Source organism: Nocardiopsis sp. LOL_012, from assembly GCF_048060475.1.
In the GTDB taxonomy this organism is placed as follows: Bacteria; Actinomycetota; Actinomycetes; order Streptosporangiales; family Streptosporangiaceae; genus Nocardiopsis.
In genome coordinates this window covers 52,401-68,995 of the sequence record NZ_JBHMIV010000007.1, presented here as the reverse complement: position 1 = coordinate 68,995, position 16,595 = coordinate 52,401, and the positions used below count along the sequence as shown (strand labels likewise).

General features: G+C 71.5%; 17 protein-coding genes and 1 tRNA gene. 9 read left to right on the top strand and 9 right to left on the bottom strand.

The features are described 5' to 3' along the window. Positions 1 to 174: 174 nt before the first annotated feature. Positions 175 to 1,122: an aminoglycoside phosphotransferase family protein gene (locus ACFHWE_RS06580; protein WP_416599711.1), complete on the top strand. Its 948-nt coding sequence runs from the start codon at positions 175 to 177 to the stop codon at positions 1,120 to 1,122. Positions 1,123 to 1,133: 11 nt separating this feature from the next. Here the strand turns inward: ACFHWE_RS06580 and ACFHWE_RS06575 are convergent, their stop codons facing one another. Together ACFHWE_RS06575 and ACFHWE_RS06570 are read right to left on the bottom strand one after the other, a co-directional pair. Then, the gene (locus ACFHWE_RS06575; protein WP_416599710.1) at positions 1,134 to 1,820 is read right to left on the bottom strand and encodes a response regulator; all 687 of its coding nucleotides are present in this window, start codon (positions 1,818 to 1,820) and stop codon (positions 1,134 to 1,136) included. Further along, a complete protein-coding gene (locus tag ACFHWE_RS06570) occupies positions 1,801 to 4,344 on the bottom strand; it encodes an ATP-binding protein (RefSeq protein ID WP_416599709.1) in 2,544 nt (847 codons plus the stop codon). Before ACFHWE_RS06570 ends, ACFHWE_RS06575 begins: the two co-directional genes overlap by 20 nt. 216 nt (positions 4,345 to 4,560) lie before the next feature. Between ACFHWE_RS06570 and ACFHWE_RS06565 the strand changes: the two genes are divergently transcribed. Beyond that, positions 4,561 to 5,115: an ATP-binding protein gene (locus tag ACFHWE_RS06565; protein ID WP_416599708.1), complete on the top strand. Its 555-nt coding sequence runs from the start codon at positions 4,561 to 4,563 to the stop codon at positions 5,113 to 5,115. Positions 5,116 to 5,128: 13 nt separating this feature from the next. On the opposite strand, the gene ACFHWE_RS06560 is transcribed toward ACFHWE_RS06565, so the two are convergent. From ACFHWE_RS06560 to ACFHWE_RS06550, 3 genes are all read right to left on the bottom strand, one after another. Then, on the bottom strand, positions 5,129 to 5,653 hold the full coding sequence (locus ACFHWE_RS06560; RefSeq protein ID WP_416599707.1) for an LURP-one-related/scramblase family protein: 525 nt from the start codon (positions 5,651 to 5,653) through the stop codon (positions 5,129 to 5,131). Between the two features lie 378 nt (positions 5,654 to 6,031). Next, positions 6,032 to 7,123, bottom strand: coding sequence for an NAD(P)H-dependent flavin oxidoreductase (locus tag ACFHWE_RS06555; RefSeq protein WP_416599706.1), 1,092 nt, complete (start codon positions 7,121 to 7,123; stop codon positions 6,032 to 6,034). Continuing rightward, on the bottom strand, positions 7,120 to 7,719 hold the full coding sequence (locus ACFHWE_RS06550) for a flavodoxin family protein (RefSeq protein WP_416599705.1): 600 nt from the start codon (positions 7,717 to 7,719) through the stop codon (positions 7,120 to 7,122). The genes ACFHWE_RS06555 and ACFHWE_RS06550 overlap by 4 nt, the downstream gene beginning before the upstream one ends. Positions 7,720 to 7,861: 142 nt before the next feature. Between ACFHWE_RS06550 and ACFHWE_RS06545 the strand changes: the two genes are divergently transcribed. After that, positions 7,862 to 8,458 (top strand): TetR/AcrR family transcriptional regulator, encoded by a 597-nt coding sequence (locus tag ACFHWE_RS06545; RefSeq protein WP_416599704.1) that lies wholly within the window; start codon positions 7,862 to 7,864, stop codon positions 8,456 to 8,458. Between the two features lie 214 nt (positions 8,459 to 8,672). After that, a complete protein-coding gene (locus ACFHWE_RS06540; RefSeq protein WP_416599703.1) occupies positions 8,673 to 9,005 on the top strand; it encodes a YciI family protein in 333 nt (110 codons plus the stop codon). Between the two features lie 216 nt (positions 9,006 to 9,221). On the opposite strand, the gene ACFHWE_RS06535 is transcribed toward ACFHWE_RS06540, so the two are convergent. Further along, positions 9,222 to 9,425: a hypothetical protein gene (locus tag ACFHWE_RS06535; RefSeq protein WP_416599702.1), complete on the bottom strand. Its 204-nt coding sequence runs from the start codon at positions 9,423 to 9,425 to the stop codon at positions 9,222 to 9,224. Beyond that, positions 9,422 to 9,652 carry a hypothetical protein gene (locus tag ACFHWE_RS06530; RefSeq protein WP_416599701.1) on the bottom strand — a complete coding sequence of 77 codons (231 nt, stop codon included), beginning with the start codon at positions 9,650 to 9,652 and terminating at the stop codon, positions 9,422 to 9,424. Before ACFHWE_RS06530 ends, ACFHWE_RS06535 begins: the two co-directional genes overlap by 4 nt. Positions 9,653 to 10,378: 726 nt before the next feature. On the opposite strand from ACFHWE_RS06530, the gene ACFHWE_RS06525 reads away from it, so the two are divergent. Both ACFHWE_RS06525 and ACFHWE_RS06520 read left to right on the top strand, forming a co-directional pair. Continuing rightward, a complete protein-coding gene (locus tag ACFHWE_RS06525; RefSeq protein WP_416599700.1) occupies positions 10,379 to 11,119 on the top strand; it encodes a GntR family transcriptional regulator in 741 nt (246 codons plus the stop codon). Positions 11,120 to 11,318: 199 nt separating this feature from the next. Beyond that, the gene (locus ACFHWE_RS06520) at positions 11,319 to 12,368 is read left to right on the top strand and encodes a DUF6924 domain-containing protein (protein ID WP_416599699.1); all 1,050 of its coding nucleotides are present in this window, start codon (positions 11,319 to 11,321) and stop codon (positions 12,366 to 12,368) included. A 32-nt stretch (positions 12,369 to 12,400) separates the two neighbouring features. Here the strand turns inward: ACFHWE_RS06520 and ACFHWE_RS06515 are convergent, their stop codons facing one another. Both ACFHWE_RS06515 and ACFHWE_RS06510 read right to left on the bottom strand, forming a co-directional pair. After that, a complete protein-coding gene (locus tag ACFHWE_RS06515; protein WP_416599698.1) occupies positions 12,401 to 13,237 on the bottom strand; it encodes a phosphoribosylaminoimidazolesuccinocarboxamide synthase in 837 nt (278 codons plus the stop codon). Between the two features lie 159 nt (positions 13,238 to 13,396). Beyond that, positions 13,397 to 13,468, bottom strand: a tRNA-Arg gene (locus ACFHWE_RS06510). Between the two features lie 125 nt (positions 13,469 to 13,593). Here ACFHWE_RS06510 and ACFHWE_RS06505 point away from each other — a divergent pair. The 3 genes from ACFHWE_RS06505 to lysA all read left to right on the top strand — a co-directional run bounded on the left by ACFHWE_RS06505 (position 13,594) and on the right by lysA (position 16,552). Next, positions 13,594 to 13,986 (top strand): response regulator transcription factor, encoded by a 393-nt coding sequence (locus tag ACFHWE_RS06505; RefSeq protein WP_416599697.1) that lies wholly within the window; start codon positions 13,594 to 13,596, stop codon positions 13,984 to 13,986. After that, complete coding sequence (locus ACFHWE_RS06500) at positions 13,983 to 15,065, top strand: DALR anticodon-binding domain-containing protein (RefSeq protein WP_416599696.1); 1,083 nt, start codon at positions 13,983 to 13,985, stop codon at positions 15,063 to 15,065. Before ACFHWE_RS06505 ends, ACFHWE_RS06500 begins: the two co-directional genes overlap by 4 nt. Positions 15,066 to 15,166: 101 nt before the next feature. After that, positions 15,167 to 16,552: a diaminopimelate decarboxylase gene (gene lysA, locus ACFHWE_RS06495; protein ID WP_416599695.1), complete on the top strand. Its 1,386-nt coding sequence runs from the start codon at positions 15,167 to 15,169 to the stop codon at positions 16,550 to 16,552. Positions 16,553 to 16,595: the final 43 nt, after the last annotated feature.

Sequence of the window (16,595 nt, the reverse complement as noted above, 5' to 3'; positions counted from 1 at the left end):
AGCGGCGCGGGACGGGCCGGACATGGTCCCGCCCAGGCCAAGCGCCCCTCACGTCGCAGCGGAGGGCCCCCGCAGCAGTCCCCGGCCACGGCGGACCGCAGGGACGCGCCCGTGCGCCCCGCCACGGTGTCCGGACCGCGACGGCGCCGACGTCAGCGAACCGAAGGTGGACGTATGAACGACATCACGGCGCAGTTCGTCGATGATCGGCAGTTGCGGCGGCTCAAACGCCGCTTCGGAGGCCATGTGGTCGACTGGCTGTCCGAACTCCCCGCCGTGGTGGACAAGCTCGCGGCGGAGTGGCGGCTGACCGTCGACGGGCCCGCCACGCACGGACGCACGTCCGTGGTCCTCTACGCCACCCTCGCCGACGGCAGGAAGGGCGTCCTCAAACTGACCCCCGACAGCGGCCTGGCCGTCTCCGAGGCCGCCATGCTCCGCATGTGGAGACCCACGGGCCGGGTACCGCGGGTGTGGGCACTGGACTCCGGTCACGGCGCCATCCTCATGGAGCGGATCGAACGCGACGCCACCATCGCCGAGACCGGAGTGGTCCCACCGATGGCCACCATCGGCACCCTCGTCTCCCAGCTCCACGGCGTCGACGTACCGCGCCGACGGCTCATGGAGCTGCGCCCGCTCATGGCCCGCGTCCAGTTCGTCTTCGACCTCTGGTCCCGCGAACGCAACGAGGGGCCCGCCGTGGACATCGTCTCCCCCACGGCCATGCACCAGGGCTACAACAGGGCCCGCGCCCTCGCCGTCGGCGAGCTCGACCTCGCCCCCCTGCACGGCGACCTGCACCCGGGCAACGTCCTCGACGGGGGGCCGCGGGGACTGGTCGCCGTCGACCCGCGCGCCTGCTACGGAGACGGGGCGGTGGACGCCGTGGACTGGGCCGTGTGGAAGGCCGCGAGCGTCACCGAGGTCGAGCGCAGGGTGGCCGAGCTCTCCCGCACCATGGGTGTGGACGGCGAACGGATGATGGAGTGGGTCCGGGCCTTCGCCCCCTGCATGGCCGTGGCCATGGTCAACCGGGCCCAGGGCCACACCGACCAGTTCGCCACCCTCATGGAGCTGATGGAGGACACCCTCGTCACCGGCCGCGCCCACGCCAGGTGACCCGGTAGGGGTCAGGCCGACCCCTCCGGTGTCTCGAACCGGTACCCTCGGCCCGCCTCGGTGATGAGGTACCGCGGGCACGCCGGGTCCGGCTCCAGCTTCCGGCGCAGTTGCGCCATGTACACCCGCAGGTAGTTGGTCTCGCTCTGGTACGCCGGCCCCCACACCTCCTGGAGCAGGCGGCGCTGGCTCACCAGATGCCCCGAGCAGCGCGCCAGGATCTCCAGGATGTGCCACTCCGTCGGGGTCAACCGCACCTCCTCCCCCTCCTTGAGCACGCGCTTGGCCCCCAGGTCGACGGTGAAACAGGGCGTACGCACCACCGGTGCCTCCGCCGAGCGCACCGACCTGCGCTCGGCGGCGCGCATCCGCGCCAGCAGTTCGTCCATCCCGAACGGCTTCGTGACGTAGTCGTCCGCCCCCGAGTCCAGGCAGCGCACCTTCTCACCCGCCGAGTGGCGCGCCGACAGCACGATGATCGGCACCTGCGACCAACCGCGCAGCCGCTGGATGACCTCCATGCCCTCCATGTCCGGCAACCCCAGGTCCAGCAGCACCACGTCCGGATGGTGCTCGGCCGCCAGCCGCAGGGCCGCCGCCCCGTCGGGCGCCGTGTCCACGTCGTGGCCGCGCGCCCGCAGGTTGATACGCATGGCACGGATGATCTGCATGTCGTCGTCAACGACCAGGACCCGCATCGGCGCCCCTCTCCCGTGTCTCGTCCTCCGTGCCCGGACCCTCGGCCCTGAGGTCGAACACCATCGTCAGTCCCCCGCCCGGAGTGTCCTCCGGGGTGAGCGTGCCGTGCACCGCCTCCACGAAACCACGCGCGACCGCCAGCCCCAGACCCACCCCGGTGCCCTGCGGAGCGTCCCCCAACCGCTGGAACGCCTCGAACATCCGCTGCTTCCCCTCGTCGGAGACGCCCGGCCCCCGGTCCACCACCCGCAACTGCACACGGTCGCCGTGCGAGCTCGCCGCGACGAGGACCGGCACGTCCGGATCGGGGTTGTGGCGTACCGCGTTCGACACCACGTTGGCCACCGCCCGCTCCAGCAGGCCCGCGTCGGCGCTGACCCGGGGCAGCCCGTCGGGGACGTCCACCGTGACCGCGCCGCCCGGCAGGCCGATCAGCGTGGCCGCCACGACCTCCTCCAGACCGATCGGCCGGATCTTGGGCCGCACACTGTCCGTCTGCACCCGGCTCATGTCCAGAAGGTTGTCGATCAGGCGGTTGAGCCGGTCCGCGGACTCCTCCACGGTCTCCAGCAGGGCGTCCCGGTCCTCCGGAGCGAGCTCGATGTCGGTGGCGCGCAGACTCTCCGTGCTCGCCTTGATCGAGGTGAGCGGCGTGCGCAGATCGTGCGAGACCGCGGCCAGCAGCGCGGTGCGGATACGGTTGCCCGCCACCTTGCGCTGGGCCTCGGCCGCGTCCCACTCCAGCCGCTGGTGCTCCAGGGCGATACCCAGGTGGGCGGCGAACGCCCACAGCACCCCCCGGTCGGCGGCGGGCAGCACGTGGCCGCGCAGCGCCAGCGCCAGGGAGTCGGAGATCGTCACCAGCGCGTCCGCGTCGTCGGGGGCCTCGCACGCGGGGGCGCCCACACTGTGCACCGCCCGCCACCGGTCGCCCTCCACCCGCTCCAACAGGGTCGCCGACCGCTGGCCGAACGTCTTGCGGATCCGCCGCAGCAGCGCCTGGAGCGGCTCGTTCCCCGCCAGGACGCTCCCCGCCAGCAGGGCGATCATGTCGGCCTCCGCGCGGCCCCGCGCCGCCTGCACCGAGCGCCGGGCGGCCATCTCCGCCACCACCGCCACCAGCACCCCCACCGACAGGAAAGCGGTCAGGGCCACCGCGTTGTCCAGCGACACCGGAGGCCGCCCGTGGTAAGGGGACAGCACGAGGATGAGCAGCAGCGCGCTCCAGAACGCCGAGGCCAGCGCGGGCCACAGACCGCCGACGGCCGCCGCCGCGACCGTCGCCAGCATCAGGAACATCGCGTCCGAGGACAGCCCCACACCCTGGAACGGCGGCAGCAGCAACAGCATCGCCATCACGGCGGGCGCCACGCCGGCCAGCCCCCAGCCGGTCACCCTGCGGTGCTCGCCCACCCCGCGCCCGGGGCGGGGGAGCAGCCACATCCCGCTCCCCACCTGCTCGTGGGTGACGATGTGCACGTCGATGTCGCCCGACTCCCGGGCGACGATCGCGCCCACCCCCGGACCGAACACGTACTGCCACGGCCGGCGGCGCGACGACCCCAGCACGATCTGGGTGGCGTGCACACCCCGGGCGAAGTCCAGCAGCCCCTTGGGCACGTCGGAGCCGATCACCTGGTGGTAGGTGCCGCCCAGCTCCGCGAGCAGCTTGCGTTGCCGCACCAGGTCCTCCGTGAGCGGCCGCCCGATGGCCTCCGGCCCCACCACGTGCACCGCCAGCAGGTGGCTGGGCTGTGGGCGCCCCCCGCGCGAACGCGCCGCCACCCGCGCCGCCCGGCGGATCAGGGTCTCCCCCTCCGGCCCCCCGGTGAGCGCCACCACGACACGCTCACGCGCCTCCCAGGTACTGCGGATCTCGTGCTCGCCGCGGTAGCGGGACAGCCCCTCCTCCACGTTGTCGGCGGTCCACAGCAGCGCCAGTTCGCGCAGCGCCGCCAGGTTGCCCTCCCGGTAGTAGGACGACAGGGCCGCGTCCACGCGCTCGGCGGGGTGGATGTCGCCGTGCGCCATGCGCCGCCGCAGCTCCTGCGGCGTGACGTCGACGAGTTCGACCTCGGCCGCGCGCCGCACCACCTGGTCGGGGACGGTCTCCTCGGGGCGCACGCCGGTGATCTGCTTCACGACGTCGTTGAGCGACTCCAGGTGGTGGACGCCCACGGTGGAGACGACGTCGATCCCCGCGTCCAGCAGTTCCTCCACGTCCTGCCAGCGGGCCTCGTTGGCCGATCGGCCCCCGTTGGTGTGGGCGAGGTGGTCCACGACGACCACCTGCGGGGACCGGGCCAGGACGGCGGCGGTGTCCACCGCCCCGGAGGGGAGCGGAGGAACCGTTTCGAGCCCCTCCAACAGGGCGAGCGTCCCCTCCCGGTGACGGGTGTGCACGGCCGCGACGACCACGTCGCCCCCGTCCGCTGCCCTGCGCCTGGCGTCGGCCAGCGCGCTGTGCGTGGTGCCCGCGCCCGGGGCCGGGCCCAGGTAGACGCGGAGTTTTCCTCGTGTCACGTCCCCATTGTCCCGGACGCCTGTGCAGGGGGCACCCGAGCGGCACCGCTGAGGGGAAACGGGGCGTTCGCCATAGCCGCATCCCCTGTTACGCAGGGCTTCGATCGCGTAAGGTCGTAGCCGGTCCCGACCCGTCCCCCACACGGTCCCGGACTCTTGGCAGCCCCCTGCCACGGTTCCCTCCTCGCCCGCAGAACCGCCCCTAAGGAGCCCTCCATGCCCACGCTCGTTCCCGTGCCCGCCCTCGCCGAGGACACCCAGTCCGTCCTGGCGGGTGTACCGGACGAGTACCGGCACTACTTCAACCGCCGCCCCCCGGTCCCCTACACCAAGCGGCACTGGGAGTTCCCCGGCCAGGCCAGGAGCATGCCCCTGGTCCGTTCCTTCCTGGACACGTGCGCGGCCGCGCGCGAGGGCGACTACCGCTACCTGTTCACTCTGCTGGGCACGGAACTGGCGACCAACGCACTGCGGCACAGCCGCTCGGGCGAGGAGGGGCAGACCTTCGTCCTCAAGGTGACCCGGGCCGCGAACGGGCTGACGCTCGTGTGCAGGGACAACGGGCGTCCGACCCGTTCGCTTCCCGACGGGGGAGGCCTTCTCTCGGCCGAGGTGCCGACCGGCGACCGGCTGACCGCCGAGAGCGGCAGGGGGCTCGCCCTGGTCGACAGCTTCGCCACCGCCTGGGGCGACAACGGGCACCCCAGCATCCGCAAGGTCTGGTTCCACCTGGCCTATGACATGACCGGGAGTTCGTGGCCCGCCGCGTGAGGACCGGGGAAGGTCACTCCTCCCCGTCGTCCCCCTCCTTCTCGTCGTCCTTGGTCAGGGCGTCGACGGCCACCGCCACGGAGATCACCAGGGCGGGGTCGCCGCCGACGTCGTCGCGGTGGGTGTTGACGTCCACCGCGTAGGCGTCGCGGACGACGGTGAGCAGCTTGCGCGAGATGTGGGCGACGGTGCCGTTCTCGTCGCTGATCACGTACTCCTTGCCGAGGAAGTCGCCGGTGATCTCCCAGTCGGGGGCGTCGTCGACCTCCACGACGATCTTCTCGCGCAGGGGGTCGAACAGGCGCTCGCGCACGGTGGCGGAGGGGCCGTTCTCGCGCTTGATGTGCACCGTGTCGCGGATCTTGAACATCTTCTCGCGGATGGTCGCCAGGACCTCGCCCTCGGTGTCCTTGAGTTCGAAGGTCGTGCGCAGCCGCAGGGCCTTGCCGTCGACGAGGTAGACCTTCTCGTCGTTCTCGTCGAGGACCCAGTAGTCGTCACCGATGTCGAAGATGCGTTCACGTACCAGGAATTTCATGAAAAGAACGCTAGGGCACCCAGGGGCACCGCACCAGAGCCAGCCGACAAATCCGTTGAAAACGGTGCGGCTTCTCCTGGTTTCCGGTAAGCACCGGCGATCTTCCAGAGCGCTCGGTCCCAGAGCGGTGCCAAAGTGTAGTGGTCGGGCCGCCCCCTCGGTGCCCGCCTTCCTCCTCGGGGTGAGCGCTTGTGGTCGTTCGACCGGCCTTCGTCGACCGGGCTGCGGAGAGCAGAGGGAAACGTCAGAGACGCGTGGGAGGTCTTCCTTCCCGAAAACGCGCTGATTCGAGGGGCCGTGAGGATCGGACTCCGGTCCGATCCCCGTGCATACGGGGAGGGTCCGGACCGCCGAGTGCGGCGGTCCGGACCCGGGCGCTTACAGCGGGGTGCCGAGCACCTTCTCCGCCTCCGCCACGAGCGACGCCAGGTACTTCCCGGCGCCCGCCCCGGAGGCCAGCGCGGCGGCCTGCCCCGACCACAGGTTGAGCCGGTCCTCCCGCCCCGACGCCGCGGCGGCCGCCCGGATCGGCATCATCAGGTTGTTCTGCGCCGGGTAGGCCGGTACCCGGTCCTCGGCGTCGGCCATCCCGCGCACCAGACCGTTGGCGATACCCCGGGCCGGACGCCCCGAGAAGAGCCGGGTCAGCACGGTGGTCCGGGCCCGCTCGGAGGCCAGCGCCTCGCGGTGGACCGGGCTCGCCCCAGATTCCGGGGTCCGCAGGAAACCGGTGCCCACCTGCACCCCGTCCGCGCCCAGCGTCAGCGCGGCGGCGACCCCGCGCCCGTCGGCGATGCCGCCCGCCGCGACCACCGGCACGGACACGGCGTCGCGCACCTGCGGAACCAGCGAGAACGTGCCCACCAGCGACTCGCGCACCGGCCCCAGGAAGGACCCCCGGTGCCCGCCCGCGTCGCTCCCCGAGGCCACGACCACGTCGCAGCCCGCCTCTTCGAGCGCGCGGGCCTCGGCCACCGTCGTGGCCGTGCCCACCAGCGGAGCCCCGATACCCCGCGCGCCCTCGACCAGCCGAGGTGGAGGCGTCCCCATCACGATGCTGATCACCGGCGGGCGGGCCGCCAGGACGGCGTCGACCTGCGCGTCGAAGTCCTTGCGCGCGTTGGCCTCCTCCAGGCTCGGCGGGGTGAGGCCGGACTCGGCGTAGTACGGGGCCAGCCGGTCGGTGTGCGCGGCCAGCGCGCCCTCGTCCGGGATCGGGCGCTCCTCGCCGGCGCGCGGTATCCACAGGTTGACGGCGAAGGGGGCGGAGGTGGCCGCCCGGATCTCCTCCACCAGGGGGCCGATGCGGTCGGCGGCCATGGCGTGGACACCGTAGGAGCCCAGACCGCCCGCCTCCGAGACGGCCGCGGCCAGCGCGACCGTGGACAGCCCGCCGCCGAACGGGCCCTGGACGACGGGCAGGCGGATGCCCAGCGCCTCGGTGAGCGCGCTGCCGGGACGCGCGGTCATGCCGCCACCTCCGCGTGCCCGCGAGCGAACCGCAGCGCCGCCCCGGCCACCTGGGAGCCCAGGTGTTCGGCGGTGCGCAGGTCGCTGTCGATGGGTGTGGTGTCGGGGCCCAGATCGGAGGAGGACTGGGCCATGGCGCCGGTGAAGCCGCCGAGCCGGTTGAGGTCGTCGCGGCTGCCGCCGCTGGTGTATTCGCCCCCGGGGAGCAGCCCGAGCGGCACCCAGAGCATCCCGTGCTGGGCGGCTAGCACCGAGAGCGCGGTGAGCGCGTTGTCCTTGTTGCCGTTGGCGCCCGCGGAGTTGGTGAACCCGGCGGCGAGCTTGCCCTGCCACCCCCGCCGTAGCCAGATGGGGGCGCTGGCCTCGGCGAACGCCTGGAAGACGGCGGAGGGGGTGCCCATGTAGGTGGGGGCGCCGAACACGATGGCGTCGGCCGCGTCGAGTGCCGACCACAGCCCGTCCTCCAGCGCGGTGACGTCGTGCAGTGAGGAACTGGCACCGTCGATGTCTTCGGCGCCCCGGGCCACGGCCTCGGCCTGGCGGGCGGTGTGGCCGAAGCCGCTGTGGAAGGCGACGGCGATACGAACGTCGGGCATGGGTTTCCTGCTTTCACATCAGTGGTGAGGGCACCTGGGAGGTTCCAGTGGAAACAACATAGACGACCGGTCAACTATTTGGCAAGCCGCTGGCCTCGTAGGGGATCTCACAAGTAGTTGACCGTCCGTATATCCTCAGCGCATGGGACGTACCAGCGACGCCAGGGACCGCATCCTCGACTCCTCGCGCAGGCTCATGCGCACCCGCGGCTACACCGCCCTCGGGGTCGCCGAGATCTGCGCCGACGCCGGCGTGCGCAAGGGCAGCTTCTATCATTTCTTCGACTCGAAGCAGGCGCTGACCCTGGAGATGCTGGAGAGCCGCTGGGCCGAGGAGCGCCGTTCGCTGGAAGCGGTCCTCGACCGCGCCGACACCCCTCTGGAGCGGCTCCGGAACCTGGTCGAATGCCTGATCAGCGCCCAGCGCGCCGACTACGGCGAGGAAGGGGCCATCCACGGCTGCGTGTACGGCAACCTCGCCCTGGAGCTGAGCGGGCGGGAACCCGAGGTGAGCGCACGGCTGGTCGGTGTGTTCGACGAGCAGGCCGACATGGTCGCCCGTCTGGTCGCCGAGGCCCGAGAGGCGGGTGTGGTCGGGGAAGAACGCGAGGTGCACGCCCTCGCCCGCTCGGTGGTCGCCCAGATCGAAGGCGGGGTGCTGCTGGCTCGGGTGCGCAACGACCCGGGCCTGCTGGACGAGGTCTGGCCCAGCGTCCAGCGGCTGCTGGGGATCGCCTGAGTCCACCGTGTGCGGCGCCCGCCGCTCGTCGGCCCTCCAGGTGGCCGGGGGAAGAAGTCGGCCGGTGAAGTTCGCCGATTCTCCTGACAGACCGTCTCGGCCCCGCTACTCTCTTAGTCGAACACAGTAGCGAAATCAGGGTGGGGAAGTGCTGCGGCGTGCATCCGGGGCGGTGATCGCGAGTGCTTCCTTCGAACGATAGGGAGGTTCTGTCATGGCCAAGTTCGTCGCCATCGGATACGGGGACCGGGACGGCTACGATCGCACCGATGCGGCGGTCCGGGACGAGGCGCACGCGCATGACGCCCTCCTGCGTGAGGCCGGGGCCCTCATGGGCGTCGCCGACGCACCTGTACAGGTGAGCAACCACGGCGGCGCTGGTGCCACGGTGGGGCATGGCCCCTTCATGTCCTCGGCCCTCCCGGTAGCCGGGTTCACGGTCATCGAGACCGCGACCGTCGAGGAAGCCGCCGAACTCGTGTCGAAGACCCCGTGCGCGGTCGCACAGGGCGTGGTCGAGGTCTGGCCGTTGCGGGAATCGTCGTAGAGCGTTTGGGTCTTATGTCGTTTGGAGGGTGCGGATGCGTGAGGTGTCTGTTTCTCGGCAGCTTGCATATTCGAGGGGTGCACGCGGATAGAGTCGCAGCTCAGAAAGCTGCTCCCCGCGCACGCGGGGATGGGGTTGACCCCTGCACTGGTGCAGGGGTCGGCGTGTGTGGGCTCCGCCCCCGGGCGGGGGAGTGCTCGGGGCCGGAGCGGCCTGTCACACGTCCCGGCGGCACCTTTGGGCGAGTCGGGCTCGGAGTGTGGCGGTGTCGGGCGCGGTGGTCTCCTCGAACGCGTCGCCGGGGTCGGACCAGCCCGGTGGGCGGTGGGCCACGTAGGTGACGGTGCCGTCGTCGGCGGTGCGGGTGGTGAGCACCCACCGGCCCTCCAGCACTTCGCCCAGGGCCCTGTCCAGGCTCACGTCACCGCCTCCAGGTGTTCCAGGGGCGAGGTCCACACCAGCGGCGGCCGGTGCGGGTCGGGCCTCTCCGTCACCGCCACCCGGGTGAGGTGGCCCCGGGGCGCGGCGTAGACCGCCCGCCCCTCCAGGTTCGGCCCCAGGTAGCGCAGCCCCGCGCCGTGCCCGCGCGCCCACGCTGCGAGCTCGGCCAGGGTGGGCAGTTCGGCGATGTCGCACACACGCCTCATGTCAGACCACCCGCCGGATGGAGCCGGAGGCTCGCTTCCCCGAGGTCTGCGGCTTCCCGGAGGACGGGGGCTCGGCGGCGTAGGCCACCGGCAGGCGCGAGAGCGCCCCCTCCACCATGTCCAGCGCCCCGAGCAGGTCCCCGCTCGCGGCGGCGAGCAGGCCGCCTGTGGTGATGTCGATCCTGCGGCGGCCCCCTGGAGGGTGAGCAGGCGGGCGATGGCCTGGGCGAGCGGTGCGAGGTCCCCAACGGGGTGGGCGTAGAAGCGCACTCGGCGGGCGCGGCGCGGGCGGCGCGGGGGCGGGACGGTGGCCGCGAGCCGCCACGCCGGGCGGGGTTCGTGGTGTCGCAGGTAGCGCAAAGCGCACACCTCCAGGGGCCGTGCGGTCCGGCGGGATAGGTCATCAGGACGTACACCACATGTCTGTGCCCGGGTGGTGAGGACATGCGGTGTCGCGCTCGGGCCGAGCGGCCTCGGGAACACTGGATCCGTGGCCGTCAACCGCTCTATCGCCTACTGCTGGTCGACGCCGAGGCGCTGACTTTATAGGGGCTAAACCTTCGCGTGTGACGACGGTAACCCACCCTTTCGCCATCCGCAATAGGGGGGCTAAAGTTTGCCGTGTGGAGTACCTGGAGATGAGGATTCGCCATGGATGCAAGGACATTGCACGACATCGCAGCTATGACCGACCCGTTGGAAAGAGCGCGGGCGGCATCCGCCGCCATGGCCAGCTTGCAGGGACAGAGTGTTGAGCTGTCCCGTATCCGGCGTGGCGCCATCATCGAGGCCCAGCAGTCCGGACTGCTCCAGGAGGACATCGCCCGGCATCTCGGTGTATCCCCTGGCCGCGTGTCCCAGATGAAGAAGGCGGGCGCGGACGGCTCCGCCCACAGGTCACCGACCGGGCCGGTGGAGCCCCGCCCCCGGGTACTGGTCCAGCGGGCGCTGCCAACGCCTCCGTCCACGCGGGGATCGAAATCTCTCTACCTGACCGAGGCCGAACAGCAGGGACTCGCCCCGGAGCGCAAAATGCTGTTCGTTGGCCAAGAACCCGCGAACGAGCACGTAGCCCTCGGGCTACGGGTGGAGCCGGGGGACTCCGTCATCGCTCGGCGCAAAATGTTCTGGGCCAATTCGGTGCCGGTTCGCATCAGTACGTCCTATTTTCGGGTGGACGTCGGCGAGAACACCCGGCTCGACGGTGACGGGTTCGTCCTGCCTACTCTCCAGGCCGCCATCGAGGACCTGGGGCACGAGTTCGGGCACGCCACCGAAACCCTGACCGCACGACCGCCGACACCGTATGAGGCCGACCTTCTCGACATCCCCGGTGAGTGGGTCGTCCAGGTGCTGCGTGTCAGCTACTCCACCGAGGACGTACCGATCCATGCGCTGGAAACGATCTGCGCCGCCTCCCGGCACAGTTTCCCCATCGGCCAGGCGGTCGGCGCCGACCAGTTCTGACGCTGCCGAGAGAAACGGCCCCGGTGAGTGCCGGGGCCGCTCTACGTCCTGATGACGTTTCCCGAGCGCACCCTATCCCAGGACGGTAGGTGAGCCCCGCGCACGTGGGGATGGACCATGGTCGGAATCGATGGCTTTGTCGCGGGCTCCTGATATCCATGTGGCCAGTCCCGTCCCCTCCACGTACGAGGTGCTTCCCATGCGACGTCCCCCGCTTCCCTCCCTTCCCTTCTCTGGCACGAGCGAGGAGGCACCCCCGGGCCTCTTGGTGGTGCGCACGGCCTTCGACGATCAGGACGCGTGGCGGGAGACCCTTGCGCACCTGATCGACCTGCCCGGTGTGTATCCGTCCCCCCGTAAGAGTGGGGACGACGGGATCGCTCACACACGGGAAGACAGGATCTTGGTCCTGGTCGACGATCCCGCCTGGCGGGACGCCACCACCGCCGAGATCGCCTCGGCATTGGAACAGGCCGGCCCCTGGCGCCCGGAACTGGTGCTGCTGGCCGACGGCCGCACGATGGACGATCCCGTGCACCGACCCCTCCTCGCCTTCATGTTCTCTCCCGAGGACGACGAGCCACGAGAGGAACCTTTCGTCTCCTACGAGAGTGTGATGCGGATCGGAACCCGCCAGGCGGCGATGCTCTACCTGGTGCTCTCTTCCGGGACGACAGGGCTGGACGCCGACAGGGCCACACTGCCCCGGGAACCTGACCAGGTGTTCGGCGCCGAATTGGACCTACTGTCCGCCCCTCCCCGCTATCGCCCCTGCACAGGACATCCGTCTCGGCTCCCCGTGAGCGAGAACCCGCTGGTCGTACGTACTCACCACGGTGACGACGAGGTATGGGACATGGTCATAGGGGCTGTGCGATTTCCCGTCTTCGACGAGGGCGCCGAACCGCTTGAGGACGACCCGGGCGCGCCCCAGGCACACGTCGACACAGTGGACGACACCAGCCACAGTGGCCTGACCTTTGAACAGCTCATGGCCCTGACACCCTGTGACTCCCACTCGTTCCTGATGGTCGCGGATGAACTGACCATGCGCGACCCCCGGCATCCGCTGCTGGTGGTGGACCTGTGGGATCGGCCCGGAAGATCCTTCCGGGCGGCTCCGGGCGCGATCCAGGCGATCGAGAACAACCTGTCCCTCGCCAACATGGACTTCGAGGACTTCGACTGCGGTGAGGGATTCATCCAGTACTGGGATGTGGAGCACGAACCCGGTCGCGACGTCCTGTGAGGCTGCCCGCTCCCCGGGGGAGCGGGCCCGGGTCAGGGCCGGAAGGTCTGGCCGGTGATGCGCTCGTAGGCCTCGACGTAGCGGGCACGGGTGATCCGGACGACCTCGTCGGGGATCTCCGGGCCGGGCGGGGTGCGGTCCCAACCGGGGACGGTGCTGGACCAGTCGCGGACGAACTGCTTGTCGAAGGCGTGCTGGGGTCGTCCGGGCTCCCAGTCGTCGGCGGGCCAGAACCGGGAGGAATCGGAGGTCAGGACCTCGTCGGCGAGCATGAGCGTGCCGTCGGGGGCCCGGCCGAACTCCAGCTTGGTGTCGGCGATGACGATGCCGCGCTCGGCGGCGATCTCGGCACCCCGACGGTAGATCTCCAGGGTGGTCTCGCGCAGGCGGTCGGCGGTCTCGCGGCCGATCTCGTCGACGACGTCGTCGAAGGTGATGAACTCGTCGTGTCCCTCGGTGGCCTTGGTGGTGGGGGTGAAGATCGGCTCGGGCAGCCTGGACGCCTCCACCAGGCCCGGGGGCAGGGAGACGCCGGAGACGGTGCCCTGCTTCTGGTACTCCTTCAGGCCCAGGCCGGCGAGGTAGCCGCGGGCGATCCACTCCACGGGGAGCATGGTGAGCCTGCGGCAGCGCACGGCTCGTCCGGCCCACTGTTCGGGCACGTCGGTGGCGGAGACGACGTGGTTGGGGATGATGTCGCTGATCTGGTCGAACCACCACAGGGAGAGCTGCGTGAGGACCTTGCCCTTGTCCGGGACGGGGGTGGGCAGGACGACGTCGTAGACGCTGACCCGGTCCGAGGCGACCAGGATGAGGTCGTCGTCGTCGGCGTAGACGTCCCGGACCTTGCCGGAGTGCACCAGTTCCATATGGTTTCCACCCTTTGTGTCTTCTGCGCCCTGACCACGGCCTGACCACGCAAGCTCGGGGAACACGGGGGAAGGTAACGCGAACCGACACACGAAAGGCGCCCCGAAGGACGCCGTATCGCCTGGTCAGCACTGCTGTGGTACTGGTCCGCGTTGGAGTGCCCCCTGCAGGATTCGAACCTGCGCACACGGCTCCGGAGGCCGTTGCTCTATCCCCTGAGCTAAGGGGGCCCGTTCGCGAGAACAACTCTAGCAGGGGCCCCGCGCGCTTCGTCCAACGGGAAAACGGCGCTCCGGGCCGCGGATCGCCCCCGCCCGCTGGTGCACCGTCACCCCGCGGGGATAGTGTCGCGTCCGTGAACGCCCTACCCGCACGGGTTCTCGTCGTCGAGGACGACGAGGTGATCCGGGAACTCATCCGCCTCAACCTCGAACTGGAGGGGTTCGAGGTCTTCACCGCGGTCGACGGCCAGGACTGCCTCGACCGGGTCGGGTACATCGACCCCCACATCGTCACCCTCGACGTCATGATGCCGCGCGTCGACGGCTGGACCGTGGCCGAGCGCCTGCGCGCGGACCGGGCCCGGCGCGACTGCCGGATCGTCCTGGTGACGGCCCGGGCGCAGGAGGACGACCGGCTGCGGGGCGAGCACCTCGGCGTCGACGCCTACGTCACCAAGCCCTTCGACCCCGACGCCCTGGTCGACCTCATCCGCAGCTTCGTCGACGGCGCCGGGGAAGGGCCGTGACCCCCTGGGTACTCGAATCCGTGGTGCGCCGGGCCGCCGCAGAAGCGCTCTCCCTGGACCCCGGCGACATCCCCCTGGTGTGGCCGCGCGGCACCGGTGCCGCCGACGGCGCCGACGCGGCCAGCGCGCTGCCGCCGAGGCTGGTCCGCCTGGCGGGGGAGCGCAGCCGCGGGCCCGAACCCGATGTGAGGGTGGCGGAGCGGGTCGCGGCCCGTCTGGGCGCGATGCGCGAGGAGGGCCTGGCCGATTCGGTGTCGGCCGCGGCTGACGCGCGCGGGTTCGTCAGCGCCGTCTTCACCGCCGAGCAGCGCGCCGCACTGCTCGCCGCCGCCGCAGACGGTCCCCGCTTCCTCACCGGCCGCCCCTGGGACGGGGCGGGCCGGTGGCCGCTCTCCCCCCTGCACGAGGCCGGGCCGGTGGCCCAGGCGCGCCGCCTGGCCAGGGCGGACGCCCGGCTGCGGCTCGCCGCGGCCGTGGGCGGACCGGCCCCTCCGCCCGGCCCCGGGGACGCCGAGGTCCTCTGGAGCGACCCCTACCTCGACGGCGCGGCCGTGGAGCCGCCGACCCCCGCCGCGCGCGTGCTCGGGGCGATCGGGGAGGCCGCCGCCCGGATCGCGTTCTGCCGCTCGGTCCCCGAACGCCCCCGGGAGGCCGAGACCACCGGCAGCGGCCTACCCGTGCTGCCCTCCGCCGAGCACCCCGGCGCGTGGGTGCGGCTGACCGACGACAACCCCGCCTTCCTGCTGCGCAGGGTCCACGCGCACGCGGTGAGCCGGGTCCGCTGGAGGGCGGAGGGGGCGCCCGCCCGCAGCGCCTGCGCCGGGCACGCCGCCGCGGTGCGGGGGCTGCTGTTCGACGGGACCAGCGCGGTGGACGCCGCCGCGCGCCGAGAGGAACCCCATATCCTGGTCAGATACCTGGAAGCGCTGGCCCGTGCCTACGATGAGTGGTGGTCCTGTCCCGCCGCCGGAACCGACGCGGCGGAGGCCGCCTCGGATCCGGCGCTGCCAGCCGCCGTCGCCGGGGTCCTCCGCACCGGGCTCTTCCTGCTCGGCGTGTCGGCGCCCACGAGGCTGTAGACCTCCGGACCGCCCGCGCACGGGTGGCACCGGCCCCCGCGCCACAGCGGTGACGGGCAGGCCAGCCCCAGTACAAGCCGTATCCCAGTCGAAAGTCCGCCATGAGCCGCTACGCCCACCCCGCCGGATCCCGCCACGCGGAGATCCTGCCCGAGGACAACCCGCCGATGCCCCCCGAGGACCTCAACGCCCTCGACCCGCGGGTGTGGCCCGCCACCGCGCGCCGCGACGGCGGTGAGGTCAGCGTCGGCGGTATCGGTGTGCGCGAGCTCGCCGCCGCCCACGGGACGCCGCTCTTCGTCATGGACGAGGAGGACTTCCGCAGGCGCGCCCGCGACTTCAGCCAGGCCTTCGCCGACGCCGACGTCTACTACGCGGGCAAGGCACTGCTGAACAAGGCCGTCGCCCGCTGGGTGGTCGAGGAGGGGCTCAAGCTCGACGTGTGCTCCGGTGGCGAGCTTGCGGTCGCCCTGGCGGCGGGCGTCCCGGTGGAGCGCATCGGCATGCACGGCAACAACAAGTCCGAGCGGGAGCTGCACCGCGCGGTCGAGGCCGGTGTCGGGCGGATCATCATCGACTCCTTCGACGAGATCGAGCGGCTGGAGGCCGTGGCGGCCGGGCTCGACCGCCGTCCCAAGGTGCTCATCCGGGTCACCACCGGGGTGGAGGCCCACACCCACGAGTTCGTCGCCACCGCGCACGACGACCAGAAGTTCGGCTTCGCGCTGAGCACGGGCGCCGCCGGCGGAGCCGTCCGAGCGGTGCTCGACGCGCCCCATCTGGAGCTGGTCGGCCTGCACTCGCACATCGGCTCGCAGATCTTCGACACCTCCGGCTTCGAGGTCGCCGCCCGCCGGGTGGCCCGCTTCCTCACCGGGATCCACCAGGAGCTGGGGGTCACCCTCGACGAACTCGACCTCGGCGGAGGCCTGGGCATCGCCTACACCTCCGGGGACGACCCCCTGGACACCAAGAGTATCGCCGAGAGCCTTACCGCCATCGTGCGCCGCGAGTGCGAGGAGGGCGGCCTGCCCATGCCCCGCATCGCCGTCGAACCCGGGCGCGCCATCGCCGGGCCGGCTGGGATCACCCTCTACGAGGTGGGCACGGTCAAGGACGTCGAGGGCATCCGCACCTACGTGAGCGTCGACGGCGGCATGAGCGACAACATCCGCACCGCGCTCTACGGGTCCGAGTACACCAGCCAGATGGTCTCCCGGGAGAGCAGCGCCGGGCCGATGCTCTCCCGCCTGGTCGGCAAGCACTGCGAGAGCGGTGACATCATCGTGCACGACCTCTACCTGCCGGCCGACCTGAGGCCGGGCGACCTGGTGGCGGTCGCCGCCACCGGCGCCTACTGCTACTCCATGGCGAGCAACTACAACCACCTGCCCCGCCCCGCCATGGTGGCGGTCCGGGAGGGGCGGGCGAGGACCATCGTCCGCAGGGAGACGGAGGAGGACCTCCTGCGTCTGGACGTAGGCTGAACCGGCGCTGGGCACAGGCGCACCGTGTGGTGGTAGGAGACGA